The following is a 17470-nucleotide window of genomic DNA, read 5'->3' as shown; positions in this document are numbered from 1 at the left end:
AAATAACTATAGGCCGTGGTAATGAGCCAGAGACTTAGCCTGCAACGCAAATTCGTTTCACCCGAGATCGTTTTTGGTGCGGGTTGTCGGCACAGCGCCGGTAACTACGCGAAAAACTTCGGCGCCCGCAAAGTGCTGTTGGTATCCGACCCTGGAGTGGCGGCGGCCGGCTGGGTCGCGGATATCCAGGCGAGCCTGGCACTGCAGAATATCGAACAGCATCTCTTTACCCAGGTGTCGGCCAACCCACGTACCGAAGAGGTGATGCTGGGTGCCGAGGTGTACCGCAGCCAGGCTTGCGATGCCATCGTTGCAGTCGGCGGCGGCAGCCCCATGGATTGCGCCAAGGGCATCGGCATCGCCGTGGCCCATGGGCGCAATATCATCGAATTCGAGGGCGTCGATACCCTGCGAGTGCCCAGCCCGCCGCTGATTCTGGTCCCGACTACGGCAGGTACCTCGGCGGATGTTTCGCAGTTTGTGATCATCTCCAACCAGGTCGAGAAGATGAAGTTCTCCATCGTCAGCAAGGGCGCGGTGCCCGATGTATCGCTGATCGACCCGGAAACCACTCTGAGCATGGACCCCTTCCTCTCCGCCTGCACCGGTATCGACGCACTGGTGCATGCCATCGAAGCTTTCGTGTCCACCGGCAGCGGCCCGCTGACCGATCCCCATGCGCTGGAAGCGATGCGGCTGATCAATGGTCATCTGACGCAGATGATCGCCAACCCTGCGGATATAGAGCTGCGCGAGAAGGTGATGCTCGGCAGCATGCAGGCGGGCCTGGCGTTTTCCAACGCAATTCTCGGGGCGGTACACGCAATGTCCCACAGCCTGGGCGGCTACCTGGACCTGCCCCATGGCCTGTGCAACGCGGTGCTGGTCGAGCATGTGGTGGCGTTCAACTTCAGTGCCGCGCCCGAGCGTTTCAAGGTCGTCGCGGAGACCTTGGGTATCGATACCCGTGGGCTGACGCATAGCCAGGTTCGTGACCGTCTGGTGGCGCATCTGATCCAGCTCAAGCAATCCATCGGTTTCAGTGAAAGCCTGAAGCTGCACGGGGTGAATATCTCTGACATCCCGTTCCTATCCAGGCATGCCATGCAGGATCCCTGCATCCTGACCAACCCACGCTCCTCCACCCAGCGCGATGTCGAAGTAGTCTATGCCGAAGCGCTCTGAACAAAACGATGCTCTGGCCGGCCTGCTTGGCCTGAGCGCGCACTCTGCACGCAAAAGTCATTATCCCGAACTGCTTAGCCGCCTCGAAGAACTCGAAGCTGAGCGCAATCGCTACAAATGGCTGTTCGAACATGCAGTGCACGGCATCTTTCAGGCCAGCCTGCAGGACGGCATCCGCGCTGCTAATCCGGCGCTGGCACGCATGCTGGGCTATGACAGAGCCGAGGAGGCGCTCTGGGGCCTGACTGATCTGTCTAACCATCTGTTTATCGGCGGCGAGCAGGAACTGCACTGGATTCGCCACGTGCTGAGTACCCGGCAGGGGCTGTTCGGCTACGAAACACGACTGCGGCGCAAGGATGGCAGTGCCATCGACGTGGTAATGAACCTGCTGCTCAAGCCGGACGAGGAGGGCCTGGTCGAAGGCTTCGTCGCCGACATCACCGAGCGCAAGCTGGCGCAGGTGCGCTTGCAGCATCTGAACGAGGAGCTGGAGCAGCGTGTCGCCGAGCGGACCCAGGAGTTGCGCCAGGCGCGCGATGCAGCCGAGGCAGCCAATCGCAGCAAGGACAAATACCTGGCCGCAGCCAGCCATGATCTGCTGCAGCCGCTGAATGCCGCGCGGCTGCTGATTTCAACCCTGCGTGAGCGAAGTTTGCCGGCTGCCGAGCACAACCTTGTGGAGCGCGCGCATCAGGCTCTGGAAGGTGCCGAAGACCTGCTCACCGATCTGCTGGACATTTCCAAACTCGATCAGCAGGCGATCAAGCCTGAGATCCACGTCTATCGTCTCGATGAAATTCTGCTGCCGCTGGTGTCTGAATTCGAGCCGGTGGCAGAGTCGAAAGACCTGGGCTTCGAACATTACATCCCAGCTTATGGGCTGCGTAGCGATTTCCTTCTGCTGACGCGTATCTTGCGCAATTTCCTGAGCAATGCGTGCCGCTACACCGACCAGGGGCGCGTACTGCTGGGTGCGCGCAAACGTGGTGACAAACTGCGCATCGAGGTATGGGATACCGGGCGCGGCATTGCCCAGGACCAGATGCAATCGATATTCCTCGAGTTCAATCAGCTGGGCGTGCAGCGCGCTGCCGAGCGCAGTGGGGTCGGCCTTGGCCTGGCCATCGTCGACCGTATTGCGGCGATGCTGGACTATCAGGTGCAGGTGCGCTCGCAACCGGGCCGCGGTTCAGTGTTCAGCATCGATGTGCCGCTGGCCGATATGCCCTTGCCGGAGGTGAGCGAAGCGCCGGTACTGCCAGTTCCGGGCGACCCGCTGCCGGGGCGGCGCCTGCTGGTTCTGGATAACGAGCTGAGCATCCTGCACAGCATGTCGGCGCTGCTTGGGCAGTGGGGCTGTGAGGTGCTGACCGCCACTGATGAAGCTGAAGCCAGCCTCGTGCTTGCCGGTAATCCGCCCGATCTGATCCTGGCGGATTACCACCTGGATCAGGGGATGACCGGCTGGCAGGCGGTACAGAAGCTGCGTTCACGTTTCGGCTATTCGATCCCGGCGGTGATGATCACCGCCGACCGTAGTGATCAGTGTCGTCGCGAGCTTCAAGGCGCCGGCATTCCGGTGCTGAACAAGCCGGTCAAGGCCGGAAAGCTGCGTTCGGTGCTAAGCCATTTACTCAACGACACCGAGCCTGAAGGGATTTAACGCAGCAAGGATTGATTTGGGCTATCCGGCCCCTAGCCAGCCACTGCACCACTGCCGAGGATTTTCTTGTCGTCACCCGAGTGATGACATTTGGCCATAAGGTGATGTGTGGTCTGGGTATCTGGGGCATTATTTGATAATGTCTGACGCTTGCAAGCGAGCTTTCAATATCATCAATGAGGTGTCTGATTGATTAGGGTGCTAGTGGTCGATGACCATGACCTGGTACGCACAGGCATTTCCCGGATGCTCGCCGATATCGATGGCTTGCAGGTGATAGGCCAGGCTGACTCGGGCGAGGAGGCCATCAGAAAGTCGCGCGAACTCAAGCCGGATGTCGTCCTGATGGACATCAAGATGCCTGGCATCGGCGGGCTTGAAGCCACTCGAAAGTTGTTGCGCAGCTATCCGGATATCAAGGTCATCGCCGTGACGATCTGCGAGGAAGACCCGTTCCCCACGCGCCTGTTGCAGGCCGGAGCCGCCGGCTACCTGACCAAAGGTGCGGCGCTGGAGGAAATGGTCCAGGCGATACGCATGGTGTTTGCCGGGCAACGCTACATCAGCCCGCAGATTGCCCAGCAGCTGGCGCTCAAGTCCTTCCAGCCAAAGCTCAATGGCTCGCCGTTCGATCTGCTTTCGGAACGGGAAATCCAGATTGCTCTGATGATTTCCAACTGCCAGAAGGTCCAGACCATCTCAGACAAGCTTTGCCTGTCACCCAAGACGGTCAATACCTATCGCTACCGCATCTATGAAAAGCTGTCGATAACCAGTGACGTCGAGCTGGCCCTGCTGGCGGTACGTCACGGTATGGTCGACACCATCAACTGATGAGCGCGTTCGACTCCTCGGCGTTTCTCGCGTCATGTAGCGTGCGTCCCGGTGTCTACCGGATGTTCGATGCCGAGGCCAAGCTGCTCTATGTGGGCAAGGCGAAGAACCTCAAGAAACGCCTGTCGAGCTACTTCCGCAAGACCGGGCAAGCGCCGAAGACAGCGGCGCTGGTAGCGCGCATCGCTCAGATCGAAATCACCATCACGGCCAACGAGACCGAGGCGTTGCTGCTGGAGCAGACGCTGATCAAGCAGTGGCGGCCGCCGTACAACATTCTGCTGCGTGACGATAAGTCCTACCCCTACGTATTTCTTTCCAGCGGTGATTTCCCTCGTCTGAGCATCCATCGCGGGGCAAAGAAAGAGCTGGGGCGCTACTTCGGTCCATACCCAAGTGCTGGGGCGATCCGCGAGAGCCTGGGTCTTCTGCAGAAGGCGTTCTTTGTTCGTCAGTGTGAAGACAGTTTCTACCGCAACCGAACCCGGCCCTGCCTGCAGTATCAGATCAAGCGCTGCAAGGCGCCATGTGTGGGGCTGGTGGATGCGGAGGAATATGCCCAGGACGTACGCCATTCGGTGATGTTTCTCGAAGGCCGCAGCAATGCACTGGCTGAAGAGCTTTCCAGCAGCATGGAAGCCGCCGCGATGGCGCTGGATTTCGAGCGCGCCGCCGAAATTCGTGACCAGATCGCGCTGCTGCGCCGTGTTCAGGATCAACAGAGCATGGAAGGAGGCAGCGGCAATGTGGATATTGTTGCGGCGGTGGTCAGCCCCGGTGGCGCCTGCGTCCATCTGATCAGCGTGCGTGGTGGCCGGGTGCTGGGGAGCAAGAACTTCTTTCCTCAGGTAGCCATCGAGGAAAGTGTCAGCGATGTACTGCAGGCCTTCCTTGAACAGTATTACCTGGGCTCCATGGAGCGGGAACTGCCGGCCGAGCTGATCGTCAATAGCAGCCATGAAGGCTTCGCCACGCTGATCAGCGCCCTTATCGAGCTGCGTGGCGAAGAGCTTGTCATCAGCCATCGTGTGCGCGGCACGCGTGCGCGCTGGCAGCAGTTGGCACTGACCAACGCAGAACAGGCGCTAGGTGCTCGACTGGCGAGCCGGCAGCATCTGGCCGCACGCTTTCAGGCGCTGGCCGAATCGCTGCAGCTGGATGAGCCGCCAACGCGCTTGGAGTGTTTCGATATCAGTCATTCCAGCGGCGAGGCCACTGTCGCGTCTTGCGTGGTATTCGGACCGGAAGGGCCGCTGAAGTCGGATTACCGCCGCTACAACATTGAGGGCGTTACGGCTGGCGATGACTACGCTGCAATGCACCAGGCCTTGTCGCGGCGTTTCAAGAAAGCGGCTGAAGGGGTAGGTAAGCTGCCTGATGTCTTGCTTGTCGATGGCGGCAAAGGGCAGCTCAACATGGCGCGTGAGGTGTTGCAGGAGCTTGCCGTGCCCGATTTGATCCTGCTGGGCGTGGCCAAGGGCGTTACCCGTAAGCCAGGGTTGGAAACGCTCTACCTCAACGATGCCGAACACGAATTTACTCTGCCGGGAGACTCGCCGGCGCTGCATCTGATTCAGCAGGTGCGTGATGAAGCGCACCGCTTTGCGATTACCGGCCACCGCGCCCGACGGGGCAAGGCACGCACCACCTCAACGCTGGAGGATGTGCCGGGTATCGGGCCGAAGCGGCGGCGTGAGTTGCTCAAGCATTTTGGCGGGCTGCAGGAATTGAACCGCGCTAGCTTGCCGGAGATCGCCAAAGCGCCCGGTATCAGTAAAAAGCTTGCCGAGTTGATTTATGCCACGTTGCACAGTGAGTAGAATCCCCTTCAAATTTGCGGACTATTGGTATCAATGAACATTCCAAACATTCTCACCGTGTTGCGTGTGCTGCTGATACCGATCATCATCCTGCTCTTCTATCTTCCCTTCAAGTGGAGCTATCTGGCCGCCAGCGCAGTGTTCACGATTGCCGCGGTAACTGATTGGCTGGATGGATACCTGGCGCGACGCTTGAAACAGAGCACCCCCTTCGGTGCATTTCTCGATCCGGTCGCCGACAAGCTGATGGTTGCGGTGGCGCTGGTACTGCTTGTCGAAGAGCATGCCAACCTCTGGCTGACGTTGCCCGCAGCGATCATCATCGGTCGCGAGATCGTCATCTCCGCCTTGCGCGAGTGGATGGCCGAGTTGGGCGCGAGGGCACATGTCGCGGTGTCCAACCTGGGCAAATGGAAAACTACCGCACAAATGGTGGCGTTGATCATTCTGTTGGCCAACCCGCCGTTAATGACAGTGTGGGTCAGCATCGGTTATGCCTTGCTGATCATTGCTGCTGCCTTGACGCTATGGTCGATGGTCCATTATCTGATGGCGGCGTGGCCCCACCTCAGCCCGGCAGAAAAAAAATAAAACTTTCTTAATCAAAGGCTTGACGGGAGATACGGAAACTATAGAATGGCGCCCGTCACCAAGACAACGCGGGAATAGCTCAGTTGGTAGAGCACGACCTTGCCAAGGTCGGGGTCGCGAGTTCGAGTCTCGTTTCCCGCTCCAAATGCAGATTCTGAAGATGCCAATTCTTTTGAATCATTGAAAAAAGGGACCTTCGGGTCCCTTTTTTCGTTTCCCTGTTTCAGGCGCCAGACGTCTGATATCCACGCTTTTAATGCTGATCGGCGATTTCTCGTGGATCAGGGCGCGCGTCGGCGAACCCAGGCCATGTCCATGAGTCAACCAGACAAGTCCCACTCGCCGGCACGCGCATCTATAATCGCGTGCCCACATCAAGACAGGTGAAGCATGGCCAACGCATATCACGATCATAACCTGGCACTCCTGGCCCATCTGCGCGGCATTCTGCTCGCTATGGGGGAGACCGGGCAGGTTTCTGAAGAGAGTCACGCGCTATTCCTCGAACGTTTTGATGAACTGGTGGTGAATCTTCGGAACATTCCGGAAGAGCGGCATCTGGGGCAGGACCTGATCTGCCAGGTCTTCCATCGTTATCCTCAGATCGCACACCTGGTTCCGCGCGACCTTCTGTGGTTCTTTGGCGGCGACTGCCTGCATTTCATGCCGGATGAAGAGATCGAGATCTTCCAGCAGCTGGAGGAGCGCCGCTACGAGGCTGAAAGCAACGGTGAGCCGTTTGACTGGAATATGGAGCGACAGCTTCTTACCATGCCTGATCAGGGTGCGAGGCACTGACAGGCTGTTCTAAAGGGCGGTGACGGGCAGTAGGTGAGTCAGGCCCCGCCGGGGCATTGATGTAGGGTGTAGGCGCAATCTCTGGGGGCTTGGCCGTCAGTAACCTGCGTCCTGTTTCGCCAGGGTGATTTAACGGGCCAGTTCCGGCTGACGCGGCCCGCTTCCGGCTGGTCAAGACCGGCGCGGGCGCCCTGGTTGAAAAAGCTTGGGCGCGCCCTTATCTATTTCTTCCCCCGATTCGCCTAGATGGCGAACAAATCGGCCGCTTCAGGCCTTCATATTCCGCGTTGTGTGCATCTCTATGAGTAATGCTCTGTCCATTCGGCAGCTGACCAAAACCTACGGCAACGGCTTTCAGGCCCTCAAGGGCATCGACCTGGATGTGGCCGAGGGAGATTTCTATGCGCTGCTGGGACCTAACGGTGCCGGTAAATCCACCACCATCGGCATCCTGTCGACACTGGTAAACAAGACTGGCGGCACGGTGAGTGTCTTCGGTCACGATCTGGATCGAGATCCTGCGGGGCTCAAGCGCTGCCTCGGCGTAGTGCCGCAGGAATTCAACTTCAACCAGTTCGAGAAAGCCTTCGATATCCTCGTTACCCAGGCCGGTTACTACGGCATCCCGGCGAAGATCGCCAAGGAGCGGGCCGAGCGTTATCTCAATCAGCTCGGGCTCTGGGACAAGCGTGACGTCTCCTCGCGGATGCTCTCGGGCGGCATGAAGCGACGCCTGATGATCGCTCGAGCGCTGATCCATCAGCCGCGTCTGCTGATTCTCGATGAGCCCACTGCTGGCGTCGATATCGAGTTGCGCCGCTCCATGTGGTCTTTTCTGACCGAGCTGAATCGTGAGGGAATCACCATCATTCTCACCACGCACTATCTGGAAGAGGCCGAGCAGCTGTGCCGCAATATCGGCATCATCGACCACGGCCAGATCGTCAAGAACACCAGCATGCGTGAGCTGCTCAAGCAGCTGCATGTGGAAACCTTCCTGCTCGACCTGAAGGAATCGCTGCTGGTGCCGCCGGAGCTTGGCGGGTATCCGGCCAAGCTGGTGGATCACCATACTCTCGAGGTGCAGGTGGACAAGAGTCAGGGCGTCACTGACCTGTTTCGCCTGTTGTCGGCGCAGGGCATCGAGGTGGTAAGCCTGCGCAACAAAACCAACCGGCTGGAGGAACTGTTCGTTTCGATGGTTGAGAGCAATCTGAAGGAGGCCAAATGAGTACGGAATTTCGGGCCAACCTGGTTGCGCTGCAGACCATCGTGCGCCGGGAGGTCCGCCGCTACATGCGGATCTGGCCGCAGACCCTGCTGCCGCCGGCGATCACCATGGTTCTGTACTTCGTCATCTTCGGCAATCTGATCGGCACACGAATAGGCGAGATGGATGGTTTCAGCTACATCGACTACATCGTGCCGGGTTTGATCATGATGTCGGTGATTACCAACTCCTACAGCAACGTGGTTTCCAGCTTCTTCAGCAGCAAGTTCCAGCGATCTATCGAGGAGCTGCTGGTGTCGCCGGTTTCGCCCCATGTGATCCTGATTGGCTTCGCGTTGGGCGGCATCACCCGTGGCTTGGCGGTGGCGTTGATCGTCACCTTGTTGTCGTTGTTCTTCACCAATCTGCAGGTGCATCACCTGGGGGTCACGCTGCTGGTGATAACTCTGACGTCGGCGATCTTCGCTTTCGGCGGTTTTTTGAATGCGATCTTTGCACGCAACTTCGACGATATTTCCATCATTCCGACCTTCGTGCTCACGCCTCTGACATATCTGGGAGGGGTGTTCTATTCGATCAACCTGCTGTCGCCGTTCTGGCAGACGTTGTCGCTGGCCAACCCGGTGTTGCATATGGTCAACGCGTTCCGTTACGGCATCCTCGGGGTTTCGGATATCAGCATCGGCATTGCAATCGCGTTTATGGCGGCTGCAGCAGTAGTGCTGTACCTGTGGTGCATTCGCCTGTTGATAAGCGGTCGCGGCATGCGTCAGTAAGCCAGGTGCGCTCCGGCCGCCTCGGCAATCGAGGCGGCGAGGCTCCCGGCTGGCTGGCGCAGATAGTTTTTCAGTGCGCTGTTAGACTGCGCAGCGTTTCACTTTCAAGCTCTTTAGGTTTTTCCATGCAGCATCCTGCCGAACTTTCACCGCTGGGCAAGTCCAGCGCCTATGTCGCGACGTACAGTCCCGAGCAGCTGTTTCCGATACCGCGCGCACCCAAATGGGCCGAGCTGGGTTTGACGGCCGAAACGTTGCCCTATCAGGGCGTCGATATCTGGAATTGCTACGAGTTGTCCTGGCTGCTGCCATCAGGCAAGCCGGTGGTGGCCATCGGAGAGTTCAGAATTCCTGCCGACTCGCCGAACATCATCGAGTCCAAGTCCTTCAAGCTCTATCTCAACTCGCTGAACCAATCGGTCTTCGACAGTCATGAGGCGCTGCAGGCTGTGATGGTGAAGGACCTGTCGGCAGCAGCCGGCAAGGAGGTCGAGGTACGGCTGCGTACGCTGGATGAGGTGGCAGCAGAAGGCGTGGCGCCCTTGCCGGGTCGCTGCATCGATGATCTTGAGGTAACCATCAAGGACTACGATGCGCCCCAGACCGATCTGTTGCGGTGCGATGCCGGGCGCCAGGTAGAGGACTGTGTTCACAGTCATTTGCTCAGGTCCAACTGTCCGGTGACTGGGCAGCCGGATTGGGGTTCGCTGGTGGTCGACTACCGCGGGGCTGCGCTGGACTCGGCTAGCCTGCTGGCGTATCTGGTGAGCTTTCGTCAGCATGCCGACTTCCACGAGCAGTGCGTGGAACGAATCTTTCTGGATCTTCAGCGCCTTCTCAAGCCGGAGCGGCTGACTGTCTATGCGCGCTATTTGCGTCGTGGCGGATTGGATATCAATCCTTATCGCAGCACCGAGCCCTTGGTGGCAGACAACCGGCGCCTCGTCAGGCAGTGAGTGCAATAAGCAGGCTGGAGGCGCGTTTCGGCCTCCAGCTGCTTCTGGCAACTTTGCTTTCAAATACCCATGTTGGCCAGCGTCTGCATGATGTTTCGCAGCGTCATGGCGGTGTTCGGATGGCTGACCTCAAAGCGTTCCACCGCCAAATGGACCCCATCAACCAGCGAGTCGTTCTGATCGACTATGCCCTGGTTGGCCAGGCGCAATTCGATATCCTGCGCGATGGTATGCAGTGCGGCGCGTTCTTCTTCACTCAGCGGTGCGTCCTGGGCCAGTTGGCTACGCAGCTCCGCAAGCTGTGACTGCAAGTCATGTTCCGGCATGATGCTTCCTCGTGTGGCCTGGTGGATATCGACAGGATATGCCTGTGATATGGGCTTGTCTGTCCCTTTGACATCGAGAGCCCGCGTCATATCCGCTGGCTGCTGTAAGCGGCGGAAAGGATTTATACTGCTTGTCTCTAACTGGCGGTTACGTCATCGGAAGCGAGGAAGCTCAGCATGCAAGTGATTGGCAAGGACTGGTTCGGACACTGCAAGGTTGCGCTGCTTGCTGCGCTTACCGTTCTTGGCGCCTCATCTGTGCAGGCCGCCGAAGAAGACCCCTGGGAAGGTGTCAATCGCGTGGTGTTTCGTTTCAACGACACCCTTGATGCTTACACCCTCAAGCCACTTGCCAAGGGCTACCAGAAAGTCACCCCGGACTTCCTCGAAGATGGCATCGGCAATATGTTCAGCAACCTGGGCGACTTTGTCGTGCTGACCAACGACCTGCTGCAGGGCAAGGTTCGCGATGCCGGCATCGATACCAGCCGTATTCTGTTCAACAGCACCTTTGGGTTGCTGGGTTTCTTCGATGTGGCCACGCGCATGGGGTTGCACAAGAACGACGAAGATTTCGGCCAGACACTGGGTGCTTGGGGCCTAGGCAGCGGCCCTTACGTCGTGTTGCCGCTGCTTGGGCCGAGTACGGTGCGTGACGCCGCTGGGCGTGTGCCGGATGCCTTTCTACAGCCCTATCCTTATATGGATCACGTGCCGACCCGTAACGTGACGCGGGGCGCCAGCCTGGTCGATATGCGTGCCGGCCTGCTTTCGGCTGAGCGGATGATCACCGGCGACAAGTACATCTTCGTGCGCAACGCCTATCTGCAGAATCGCGAATTCCGCACCATGGACGGGCAGGTCGAAGACGACTTCTAGTCGGCAGTAAATTTCTGATTAGCTCATGGCCAGGATGGCCAGTCCGAGTGTCTGGCGGCCATCCTCGTGCGTACCGACCCGCACGACTTCGGTCGTAGCATCCAGCCCCTGCAGTTCGCTGTGTGAAGACGGGATATGGATCTGAACCTTGTCACCCAGTTGTAGGGAAGTATCCGCCAGGACCTGCATGCCGGTGCTGGAAAGGTCCAGGCAGACGCCGCTGCAAGTCTGTCCACCATGGGTGAGGCTCACAACCGTTTCAACCTGCATGCGGATGAAGTCGCGTTTTTCGCTGTAGTAGCGGTCACTCTGGGTCATATATCCATCCTTTGAAATGAGGTGTGCTAGGCCGTTATAGCCCCCGTCATTCGGGCCTGTAAAGCCTAAGCGGGGGTGTTGCGCCCTGCTTGAAACGCATGTCGTATGGGAGTACCGTCTGCGCCTTGATAAAAGATCCCTTTTGCCTAGCGTTTGAGCTGGGCCGATGCGGTCGCCGGAAGTCGGCGATATAGCCTGGTAGGAACATGCAAAACCCAAGCACGACGCTACTGATCATAGATGACGACGACGTAGTACGGGCCAGCCTGGCTGCCTACCTGGATGACAGCGGTTTCAAGGTCTTGCAGGCGCAGAACGGACCGCAAGGATTGGAGCTGTTTGACGCCGAGCAGCCCGACCTGGTGATTTGCGACCTGCGTATGCCGCAAATGGACGGCCTGGAGCTGATCCGGCTGATCAGCGAGCGTCAGGCCGATCTTCCGGTTATCGTCGTGTCAGGCGCCGGTGTCATGAGTGATGCGGTTGAGGCGCTGCGCCTGGGTGCTGCTGATTACCTGATAAAACCCCTTGAAGATCTGGCAATGCTCGAACATGCGGTTCGACGAGCGCTGGACCGTTCCCGATTGCGTCTGGAAAACCGTCGCTATCGAGAGCAGCTGGAAACCGCCAATCGTGACCTTCAGGCCAGCTTGCATCTGCTGCAGGAAGATCAGGATGCTGGCCGCCAGGTGCAGATGAACATGCTGCCGGCCACGCCTTGCACACTGGACGAATATCATTTCGACCATCAGATCATTCCTTCCCTGTACCTCTCCGGGGACTTTGTCGACTACTTTCGAATCGACGATCACCGCATCGGCTTTTACCTGGCCGACGTCTCCGGCCATGGTGCCTCGTCGGCTTTCGTCACGGTGCTGCTGAAGTTCATGACCACACGGCTGCTGTACGAATCGCGCCGTGGCGGCATGTTGCGCGAGTTTAAACCCTCGGAAGTGCTCGACCACATCAATCGCGGGCTGATCAACTGCAAGCTGGGCAAGCACGTCACCATGCTCGGTGGGATCATCGATCAGAAGCGCAACCAGCTGCACTACAGCATTGGCGGGCACCTGCCGTTGCCGGTGCTCTATACAGGCGGTTCGGCTCGATACCTTGAGGGGCGAGGGCTGCCAGTGGGGCTCTTTGTCGAGGCCACCTACGATAACCATGAAATTGACCTGCCTGAGTCCTTCAGTCTGACGCTCCTGTCGGATGGCATTCTGGACCTTTTGCCAGGGGATACCCTCAAAGATAAAGAGACGCGGTTGCCCCAGCTGGTTTCTGAGGCGGGCGGTACTCTTGATGGCCTCCGTCGGGCATTCGGTCTGGCCGAGCTGGGCGATATGCCTGATGACATCGCATTACTGGTATTGAGCAGGAATCTGGCATGAGCACCGGTAAAATCCAGTTCGCCGAGCAGGACGGCACCTTCGTCCTCAAGTTCGTCGGCGAAATTCGTCTGACGCTGTGTTCAGCACTGGATGCGACCATCGATCAGATCTTCTCATCGCTGAATTTCTCCTCGATCGTCATCGACCTGACGGAGAGCTGCAGCATCGACAGCACCACCCTTGGTCTGCTGGCCAAGCTTTCAATCCTCTCCAGGCAGAAGGTCGGCCTGCTGCCAACCCTGGTCACCACGCATCCGGATATCACCCGTCTGCTGCATTCGATGGGCTTCGATCAGGTATTCAATATTGTCGACCAGCCACTGCAAACACCCGAGCAGCTGGCAGATTTGCCGAACCAGGATCAATCCGAGGAAGTGGTAAAGGCCAAGGTACTTGAGGCTCACCGCATTCTGATGAGCCTCAATGATTCCAACCGCGAAGCCTTTCGGGATCTGGTGATGGCATTGGAGCGTTCCTGACCTACCAGGCCGCCAAACAATCCTCTATGTTGGCAATGGATTGCAGTAACGGCCTCGTCTTGCCTTTTTGTCAGCGCTTGGCATGAAGCAGGGCCTCAAGCTTTTCCTGATCCCGGGCGAACTGACGAATGCCCTCGGCCAGTTTTTCGGTCGCCATGGCATCTTCATTCAGACCCCAGCGGAACGTTTTTTCGTCCATTGACTGACGTGGCTCGGATGCACGGCCCGGCTGCAGCTGGCGCGGTAGCGCGCCTTCAGCCTGGGCCAGTTGACCGAGGAGTTCGGGGCTGATGGTCAGGCGGTCGCAGCCGGCCAGCGCTTCGATTTGCCCGATATTGCGGAAGCTCGCCCCCATTACCACCGTTTTGTAGTCATGGGCCTTGTAGTAGTCATAGATGCGGCTGGCCGACTGCACGCCAGGGTCTTCAGCGCCGGTGTAATCGCGGCCTTCGTGTTTCTTGTACCAGTCGTAGATGCGCCCTACGAACGGCGAGATCAGGAACACGCCGGCCTCGGCGCAGGCGACGGCCTGGGTGAAGGAGAACAGCAGGGTGAGGTTGGTCTGGATCCCGGCCTTTTCCAGTTGTTCGGCTGCGCGAATGCCTTCCCAGGTAGACGCCAGCTTGATCAGCACGCGCTCGCGGGCAATGCCAGCCTGTTCGTAGAGTTCGATCAGGCGTTCGCCGCGCTGCACCATCGCCTGGCTATCAAAGGAAAGCCGGGCATCGACTTCCGTCGAGATGCGTCCAGGGATCAGCTTGAGTATCTCGCCGCCGACCGCGACCGCGAACAGGTCACAGCCCAGCCCGATATCCCCGCCGCAGCGTGACATGGCTGTCTGCAGATGGTCGGCGTAGCGAGGCAAGGCGGCCGCCTTGAGCAGCAGCGACGGGTTGGTGGTAGCGTCGACCGGTTGCAGGTTGGCGATTGCGTCGATGTCGCCAGTATCGGCGACGACTGTGGTGAACTGCTTGAGTTGTTCCAGCTTGGATGTCATGTGGGCGCTCTGTCTTCTGAGTGGCATAACCTGGTCGAGGCGCAAACGGCGGGCCAGGAGGGCTTCAATTGGATCGGAAAGGGTCCCGCGTGTTCCTTTTTACAACGGTGCATGTTTCAGCGGTACAACTTTATAGGCGCCAGTTCAGCGGCCTTCCAGCAGGCTGCCTGCCTGATCCAACAGCGCCAGTGGGTCTTCGCACTTGTGGATATCCACCGAGAGCAGCTGGCGAAAGCGTCGGGCACCCGGAAAGCCCTGGCCCAATCCGAGCATATGTCTGGTGATATGGTGCATCGCACCGCCTTCCTGCAGGTGTCGCTGAATGTACGGCCGCATCCGTGCCAGTGCGTCGGCGCGGCTGATGGCTGGCTCGGTTTCGCCGAACAGGCGGGCGTCCACCTGCGCCAGCAGATAGGGGTTGTGGTAGGCCTCACGTCCGAGCATCACACCATCGAAGCGTTGCAGATGAGCTTCGCATTCGTCCAGAGTCTTGATGCCTCCGTTGAGGACGATTTCCAGTTCGGGGAAGTCCGTCTTCAACTGCTCCGCGACGTCGTAGCGCAGTGGTGGGATCTCACGATTCTCTTTAGGCGAGAGGCCTTCGAGAATGGCGATTCGCGCGTGTACGGTAAAGCTGCGGCAGCCGGCGTCAGCTACCTGGCCGACAAAATCACGCAGCTCGGCATAGCTGTCGCGACCGTTGATGCCGATTCGATGCTTTACCGTCACATCGATTTCAACTGCATCACGCATGGCTTTTACGCAATCGGCTACCAGCGTCGGATGAGCCATCAGGCAGGCGCCGATCATGTTGTTCTGCACTCGGTCGCTGGGGCAACCAACGTTCAGGTTGACCTCGTCGTAACCATGGTGCTCGGCCATCTTGGCGCAGGTTGCGAGATCACCCGGCACGCTGCCGCCGAGCTGCAGCGCCAGCGGATGCTCCACTTCGTCATGGCCCAGATAGCGTGTGGCATCGCCATGAATCAACGCGCCGGTGGTGACCATCTCGGTGTAAAGCAGGGCATTGCGGGAAAGTTGACGCAGGAAGTACCGGCAATGCCTATCAGTCCAATCCATCATAGGCGCCACGCTGAAGAGGCGAGACGGGCTGGTGCGGCTGGCTTCTGGCTTTGAGGCTGTGTTCTCTAGCATTGGGTCTGGACTTGCTCAATTTCGCGCGTTTCATCCCGGCTCCGCGGGCGTGCTGCCGGGAGGCCCTGAACGGCCCATGTAGCACAAAGTGAGGGGATAACGGCGTGGCTGCGTAACGAGGCGAATTTTATCCGCGCAGATCTGCATCAGGCGCGAAGGTGGCAGTTTATCAGGAAGCTCGGTGATCCGATCGCTATCTGTTAAACGGTACAGCTAGAGGGACTCGCGGCGAGTTCGTTCGTCGTCCCAGTAGGGCTCGACAAACATACTTTGTATTTGCAACGCTTTTCGTACTGCATTTGGATGAAGAAATACAAGTTTGTTGAGACTTTGGAGACGCACGAGCCAGAGCGGCTATTGATCAACTTGGATGGGCTGGTTCGCACTTTCTGAGTTGGTTTCGCCTTAATTTTTTCTACCAAGATCTCAGCTGAATTGTTAAGGCAACGCAGAACATACTTTCTGTCTTTTAATACTTAAGTCCAGCATGGCTGGCCTCCTATATGTTATCTGGCTATATTCGATGCCAAGGTGTGTCGCCGTGATGTTACGGGAGAGGACAGGTTTTGCGTGGGTCGGGCCGCCCACGCGGGAGATGCCATTATGACCCGCCCGTCTTCTGTACAAGACTTGCCTCGAGTCCAGCTTCTTACCCAGCGCGCTCTCGCCACCGTCGAGCGTTTTATGCACATTCAGGCCGCCAGCGGCATTGTTCTGCTGGTAGCTGCATGTATCGCCATGATCTGGGCCAATACGGCGTTCGCGCCTTCCTACCACGCGCTGTGGCATATGCCGCTGTCCATTGGCTTGGGTGAGCTGAGCTTTACGCAGCCGCTGCATTTCTGGATCAACGATGTGCTGATGACGGTGTTCTTTCTTGTCGTCGGCATGGAGGTGAGGCGCGAAATCCATGAGGGCTCGCTGAGCAACCCGCGTCAGGCCATGCTGCCGATCGCCGCCGCGGCAGGCGGTGTGATGGCGCCAGCCATCATCTATATGGCAATGAATCTGGGAAGTCCGGGGCAGAACGGCTGGGCTATTCCCACCGCAACGGATATTGCTTTCGCAGTAGGTCTCCTGGCCCTTCTGGGGCGCTCGGTGCCCAGCAATGTGCGGATTTTCCTGCTCGCCTTGGCGATCATTGACGATGTTGTCGCCATTCTGATTATTGCCCTGTTCTATTCCGATGGGCTGAACATGGGTGGCTTTCTGGTTGCAGGCGTCGGGGTTCTCATGGTGCTGGCGCTACAGCAAATGGGGATCGGGACCGCTTTTGCATATGTCATTCCCGGCGTGGTGCTCTGGCTGGGGCTGTTGATGACAGGGGCTCACCCAACCCTGGCTGGAGTGGTGCTGGGAATGATGACGCCTGTGGTGCCGGTGCGCCTGCGCGAACGGCCCATGGATATGCTGTTGCGTATTGTCGCTGATCTCACCGGGCGCGGTTCGAGCGTTTGCAGTGATACGGATCAGATGTGCGCGCGGTTGCGCGAGCTGCGTCTTGCCCAGCGCGAGCTGATGCCGCCCGTGGTTCGCGTGCAGACGGCTCTTCATCCCTGGGTTGCGTTCGGCATCATGCCGATCTTCGCATTGGCTAACGCAGGGATCACGCTGGATGGCATTGAACTCGATGTGGATGGTGCCCAGTGGGTCGCCATCGGCGTGATCGCCGGCCTGGTAATGGGTAAGCCGCTAGGCATTGTGGGCGCAACCTGGCTAATGGTGCGACTGGGGCTGTGTACTATGCCGGCTGGCGTTAGCTGGGCGGGCATCTGGCTGCTTGGCCTGTTTGCGGGCGTGGGTTTCACTATGTCGATCTTTATCGGAATGCTCGCTTTCAATGACCCCAATCTTCTAGGCGCTGCCAAACTGGGTGTGCTACTGGGCTCTGTCGCTGCGGCTGTACTGGGGCTGATATTCGGGATGATTCTGGTGCGCAGAAATAAGCAAATTATACAACCCACCCCGGTTTGACCGGGGTGCTAAGGCATCAGGCCTAATATTTCCCATTAGTTGCGAGCAACTAACTTTTTAAGTTCTTAGGAGCTGTGTGGCGGGGCTTCTCACA

Annotated in this window: 17 protein-coding genes and 1 tRNA gene; 14 read left to right on the top strand and 4 right to left on the bottom strand. The window is 58.5% G+C overall.

The annotated features are described in order from the left end of the window. Nucleotides 1-21: 21 nt before the first annotated feature. From ercA to queF, 10 genes are all read left to right on the top strand, one after another. The gene (ercA, locus tag BN1079_RS06140) at nucleotides 22-1185 is read left to right on the top strand and encodes an alcohol dehydrogenase-like regulatory protein ErcA (RefSeq protein ID WP_037023056.1); all 1164 of its coding nucleotides are present in this window, start codon (nucleotides 22-24) and stop codon (nucleotides 1183-1185) included. Then, the gene (locus BN1079_RS06135) at nucleotides 1169-2851 is read left to right on the top strand and encodes a hybrid sensor histidine kinase/response regulator (RefSeq protein WP_037023055.1); all 1683 of its coding nucleotides are present in this window, start codon (nucleotides 1169-1171) and stop codon (nucleotides 2849-2851) included. The genes ercA and BN1079_RS06135 overlap by 17 nt, the downstream gene beginning before the upstream one ends. Nucleotides 2852-3040: 189 nt before the next feature. Beyond that, a complete protein-coding gene (gene gacA / locus BN1079_RS06130; RefSeq protein WP_037023054.1) occupies nucleotides 3041-3685 on the top strand; it encodes a response regulator transcription factor GacA in 645 nt (214 codons plus the stop codon). Next, nucleotides 3685-5505, top strand: coding sequence for an excinuclease ABC subunit UvrC (uvrC, locus tag BN1079_RS06125; protein WP_074436828.1), 1821 nt, complete (start codon nucleotides 3685-3687; stop codon nucleotides 5503-5505). Before gacA ends, uvrC begins: the two co-directional genes overlap by 1 nt. A 33-nt stretch (nucleotides 5506-5538) precedes the next feature. After that, nucleotides 5539-6096 carry a CDP-diacylglycerol--glycerol-3-phosphate 3-phosphatidyltransferase gene (gene pgsA / locus BN1079_RS06120; protein WP_037023052.1) on the top strand — a complete coding sequence of 186 codons (558 nt, stop codon included), beginning with the start codon at nucleotides 5539-5541 and terminating at the stop codon, nucleotides 6094-6096. 68 nt (nucleotides 6097-6164) lie between these two features. Next, nucleotides 6165-6240: transfer RNA gene (locus tag BN1079_RS06115), tRNA-Gly, on the top strand. Between the two features lie 246 nt (nucleotides 6241-6486). After that, entirely contained in the window at nucleotides 6487-6894 is a 408-nt protein-coding gene (locus BN1079_RS06110) for a PA2817 family protein (protein ID WP_037023050.1), read from the top strand. Nucleotides 6895-7195: 301 nt separating this feature from the next. Beyond that, entirely contained in the window at nucleotides 7196-8125 is a 930-nt protein-coding gene (locus BN1079_RS06105) for an ABC transporter ATP-binding protein (RefSeq protein ID WP_037023048.1), read from the top strand. Next, nucleotides 8122-8901: an ABC transporter permease gene (locus tag BN1079_RS06100; protein WP_037023046.1), complete on the top strand. Its 780-nt coding sequence runs from the start codon at nucleotides 8122-8124 to the stop codon at nucleotides 8899-8901. Before BN1079_RS06105 ends, BN1079_RS06100 begins: the two co-directional genes overlap by 4 nt. Nucleotides 8902-9026: 125 nt before the next feature. Next, nucleotides 9027-9857 carry an NADPH-dependent 7-cyano-7-deazaguanine reductase QueF gene (gene queF, locus BN1079_RS06095; RefSeq protein WP_037023045.1) on the top strand — a complete coding sequence of 277 codons (831 nt, stop codon included), beginning with the start codon at nucleotides 9027-9029 and terminating at the stop codon, nucleotides 9855-9857. Between the two features lie 59 nt (nucleotides 9858-9916). On the opposite strand, the gene BN1079_RS06090 is transcribed toward queF, so the two are convergent. Continuing rightward, nucleotides 9917-10183: a DUF4404 family protein gene (locus BN1079_RS06090; RefSeq protein ID WP_037023044.1), complete on the bottom strand. Its 267-nt coding sequence runs from the start codon at nucleotides 10181-10183 to the stop codon at nucleotides 9917-9919. Nucleotides 10184-10360: 177 nt separating this feature from the next. On the opposite strand from BN1079_RS06090, the gene BN1079_RS06085 reads away from it, so the two are divergent. Further along, nucleotides 10361-11062, top strand: a complete 702-nt coding sequence (locus tag BN1079_RS06085; protein WP_037023043.1) for an MlaA family lipoprotein — start codon at nucleotides 10361-10363, stop codon at nucleotides 11060-11062. Nucleotides 11063-11080: 18 nt separating this feature from the next. On the opposite strand, the gene BN1079_RS06080 is transcribed toward BN1079_RS06085, so the two are convergent. Next, nucleotides 11081-11380 carry a PilZ domain-containing protein gene (locus BN1079_RS06080; protein WP_037023042.1) on the bottom strand — a complete coding sequence of 100 codons (300 nt, stop codon included), beginning with the start codon at nucleotides 11378-11380 and terminating at the stop codon, nucleotides 11081-11083. Nucleotides 11381-11586: 206 nt separating this feature from the next. Between BN1079_RS06080 and rssB the strand changes: the two genes are divergently transcribed. Then, nucleotides 11587-12771, top strand: coding sequence for a two-component system response regulator RssB (gene rssB, locus BN1079_RS06075; protein WP_037023041.1), 1185 nt, complete (start codon nucleotides 11587-11589; stop codon nucleotides 12769-12771). Continuing rightward, nucleotides 12768-13250, top strand: a complete 483-nt coding sequence (gene rssC, locus BN1079_RS06070; protein ID WP_037023039.1) for an anti-sigma factor antagonist RssC — start codon at nucleotides 12768-12770, stop codon at nucleotides 13248-13250. The genes rssB and rssC overlap by 4 nt, the downstream gene beginning before the upstream one ends. A gap of 70 nt (nucleotides 13251-13320) precedes the next feature. On the opposite strand, the gene tal is transcribed toward rssC, so the two are convergent. After that, complete coding sequence (tal, locus tag BN1079_RS06065) at nucleotides 13321-14247, bottom strand: transaldolase (protein ID WP_037023037.1); 927 nt, start codon at nucleotides 14245-14247, stop codon at nucleotides 13321-13323. A gap of 144 nt (nucleotides 14248-14391) precedes the next feature. Beyond that, nucleotides 14392-15402 (bottom strand): tRNA dihydrouridine(20/20a) synthase DusA, encoded by a 1011-nt coding sequence (gene dusA / locus BN1079_RS06060; RefSeq protein ID WP_074436827.1) that lies wholly within the window; start codon nucleotides 15400-15402, stop codon nucleotides 14392-14394. A gap of 603 nt (nucleotides 15403-16005) precedes the next feature. Here dusA and nhaA point away from each other — a divergent pair. Continuing rightward, complete coding sequence (gene nhaA / locus BN1079_RS06055) at nucleotides 16006-17376, top strand: Na+/H+ antiporter NhaA (RefSeq protein ID WP_037023035.1); 1371 nt, start codon at nucleotides 16006-16008, stop codon at nucleotides 17374-17376. Nucleotides 17377-17470 lie beyond the last annotated feature (94 nt).

The organism is Pseudomonas saudiphocaensis, from assembly GCF_000756775.1.
Classification (GTDB): domain Bacteria; phylum Pseudomonadota; class Gammaproteobacteria; order Pseudomonadales; family Pseudomonadaceae; genus Stutzerimonas; species Stutzerimonas saudiphocaensis.
Note: the sequence above shows the minus strand (reverse complement) of the source record. Positions and strands in the feature narration are given on the sequence as shown.

Excerpts from the sequence above, each read along its gene's own strand:
- ercA (WP_037023056.1), top strand. The coding sequence starts at position 22 with ATGAGCCAGAGACTTAGCCTGCAACGCAAATTCGTTTCACCCGAGATC.
- BN1079_RS06135 (WP_037023055.1), top strand. The coding sequence starts at position 1,169 with ATGCCGAAGCGCTCTGAACAAAACGATGCTCTGGCCGGCCTGCTTGGC.
- uvrC (WP_074436828.1), top strand. The coding sequence starts at position 3,685 with ATGAGCGCGTTCGACTCCTCGGCGTTTCTCGCGTCATGTAGCGTGCGT.
- pgsA (WP_037023052.1), top strand. The coding sequence starts at position 5,539 with ATGAACATTCCAAACATTCTCACCGTGTTGCGTGTGCTGCTGATACCG.
- BN1079_RS06110 (WP_037023050.1), top strand. The coding sequence starts at position 6,487 with ATGGCCAACGCATATCACGATCATAACCTGGCACTCCTGGCCCATCTG.
- BN1079_RS06105 (WP_037023048.1), top strand. The coding sequence starts at position 7,196 with ATGAGTAATGCTCTGTCCATTCGGCAGCTGACCAAAACCTACGGCAAC.
- BN1079_RS06100 (WP_037023046.1), top strand. The coding sequence starts at position 8,122 with ATGAGTACGGAATTTCGGGCCAACCTGGTTGCGCTGCAGACCATCGTG.
- queF (WP_037023045.1), top strand. The coding sequence starts at position 9,027 with ATGCAGCATCCTGCCGAACTTTCACCGCTGGGCAAGTCCAGCGCCTAT.
- BN1079_RS06090 (WP_037023044.1), bottom strand. The coding sequence starts at position 10,183 with ATGCCGGAACATGACTTGCAGTCACAGCTTGCGGAGCTGCGTAGCCAA.
- BN1079_RS06085 (WP_037023043.1), top strand. The coding sequence starts at position 10,361 with ATGCAAGTGATTGGCAAGGACTGGTTCGGACACTGCAAGGTTGCGCTG.
- BN1079_RS06080 (WP_037023042.1), bottom strand. The coding sequence starts at position 11,380 with ATGACCCAGAGTGACCGCTACTACAGCGAAAAACGCGACTTCATCCGC.
- rssB (WP_037023041.1), top strand. The coding sequence starts at position 11,587 with ATGCAAAACCCAAGCACGACGCTACTGATCATAGATGACGACGACGTA.
- rssC (WP_037023039.1), top strand. The coding sequence starts at position 12,768 with ATGAGCACCGGTAAAATCCAGTTCGCCGAGCAGGACGGCACCTTCGTC.
- tal (WP_037023037.1), bottom strand. The coding sequence starts at position 14,247 with ATGACATCCAAGCTGGAACAACTCAAGCAGTTCACCACAGTCGTCGCC.
- dusA (WP_074436827.1), bottom strand. The coding sequence starts at position 15,402 with ATGCTAGAGAACACAGCCTCAAAGCCAGAAGCCAGCCGCACCAGCCCG.
- nhaA (WP_037023035.1), top strand. The coding sequence starts at position 16,006 with ATGACCCGCCCGTCTTCTGTACAAGACTTGCCTCGAGTCCAGCTTCTT.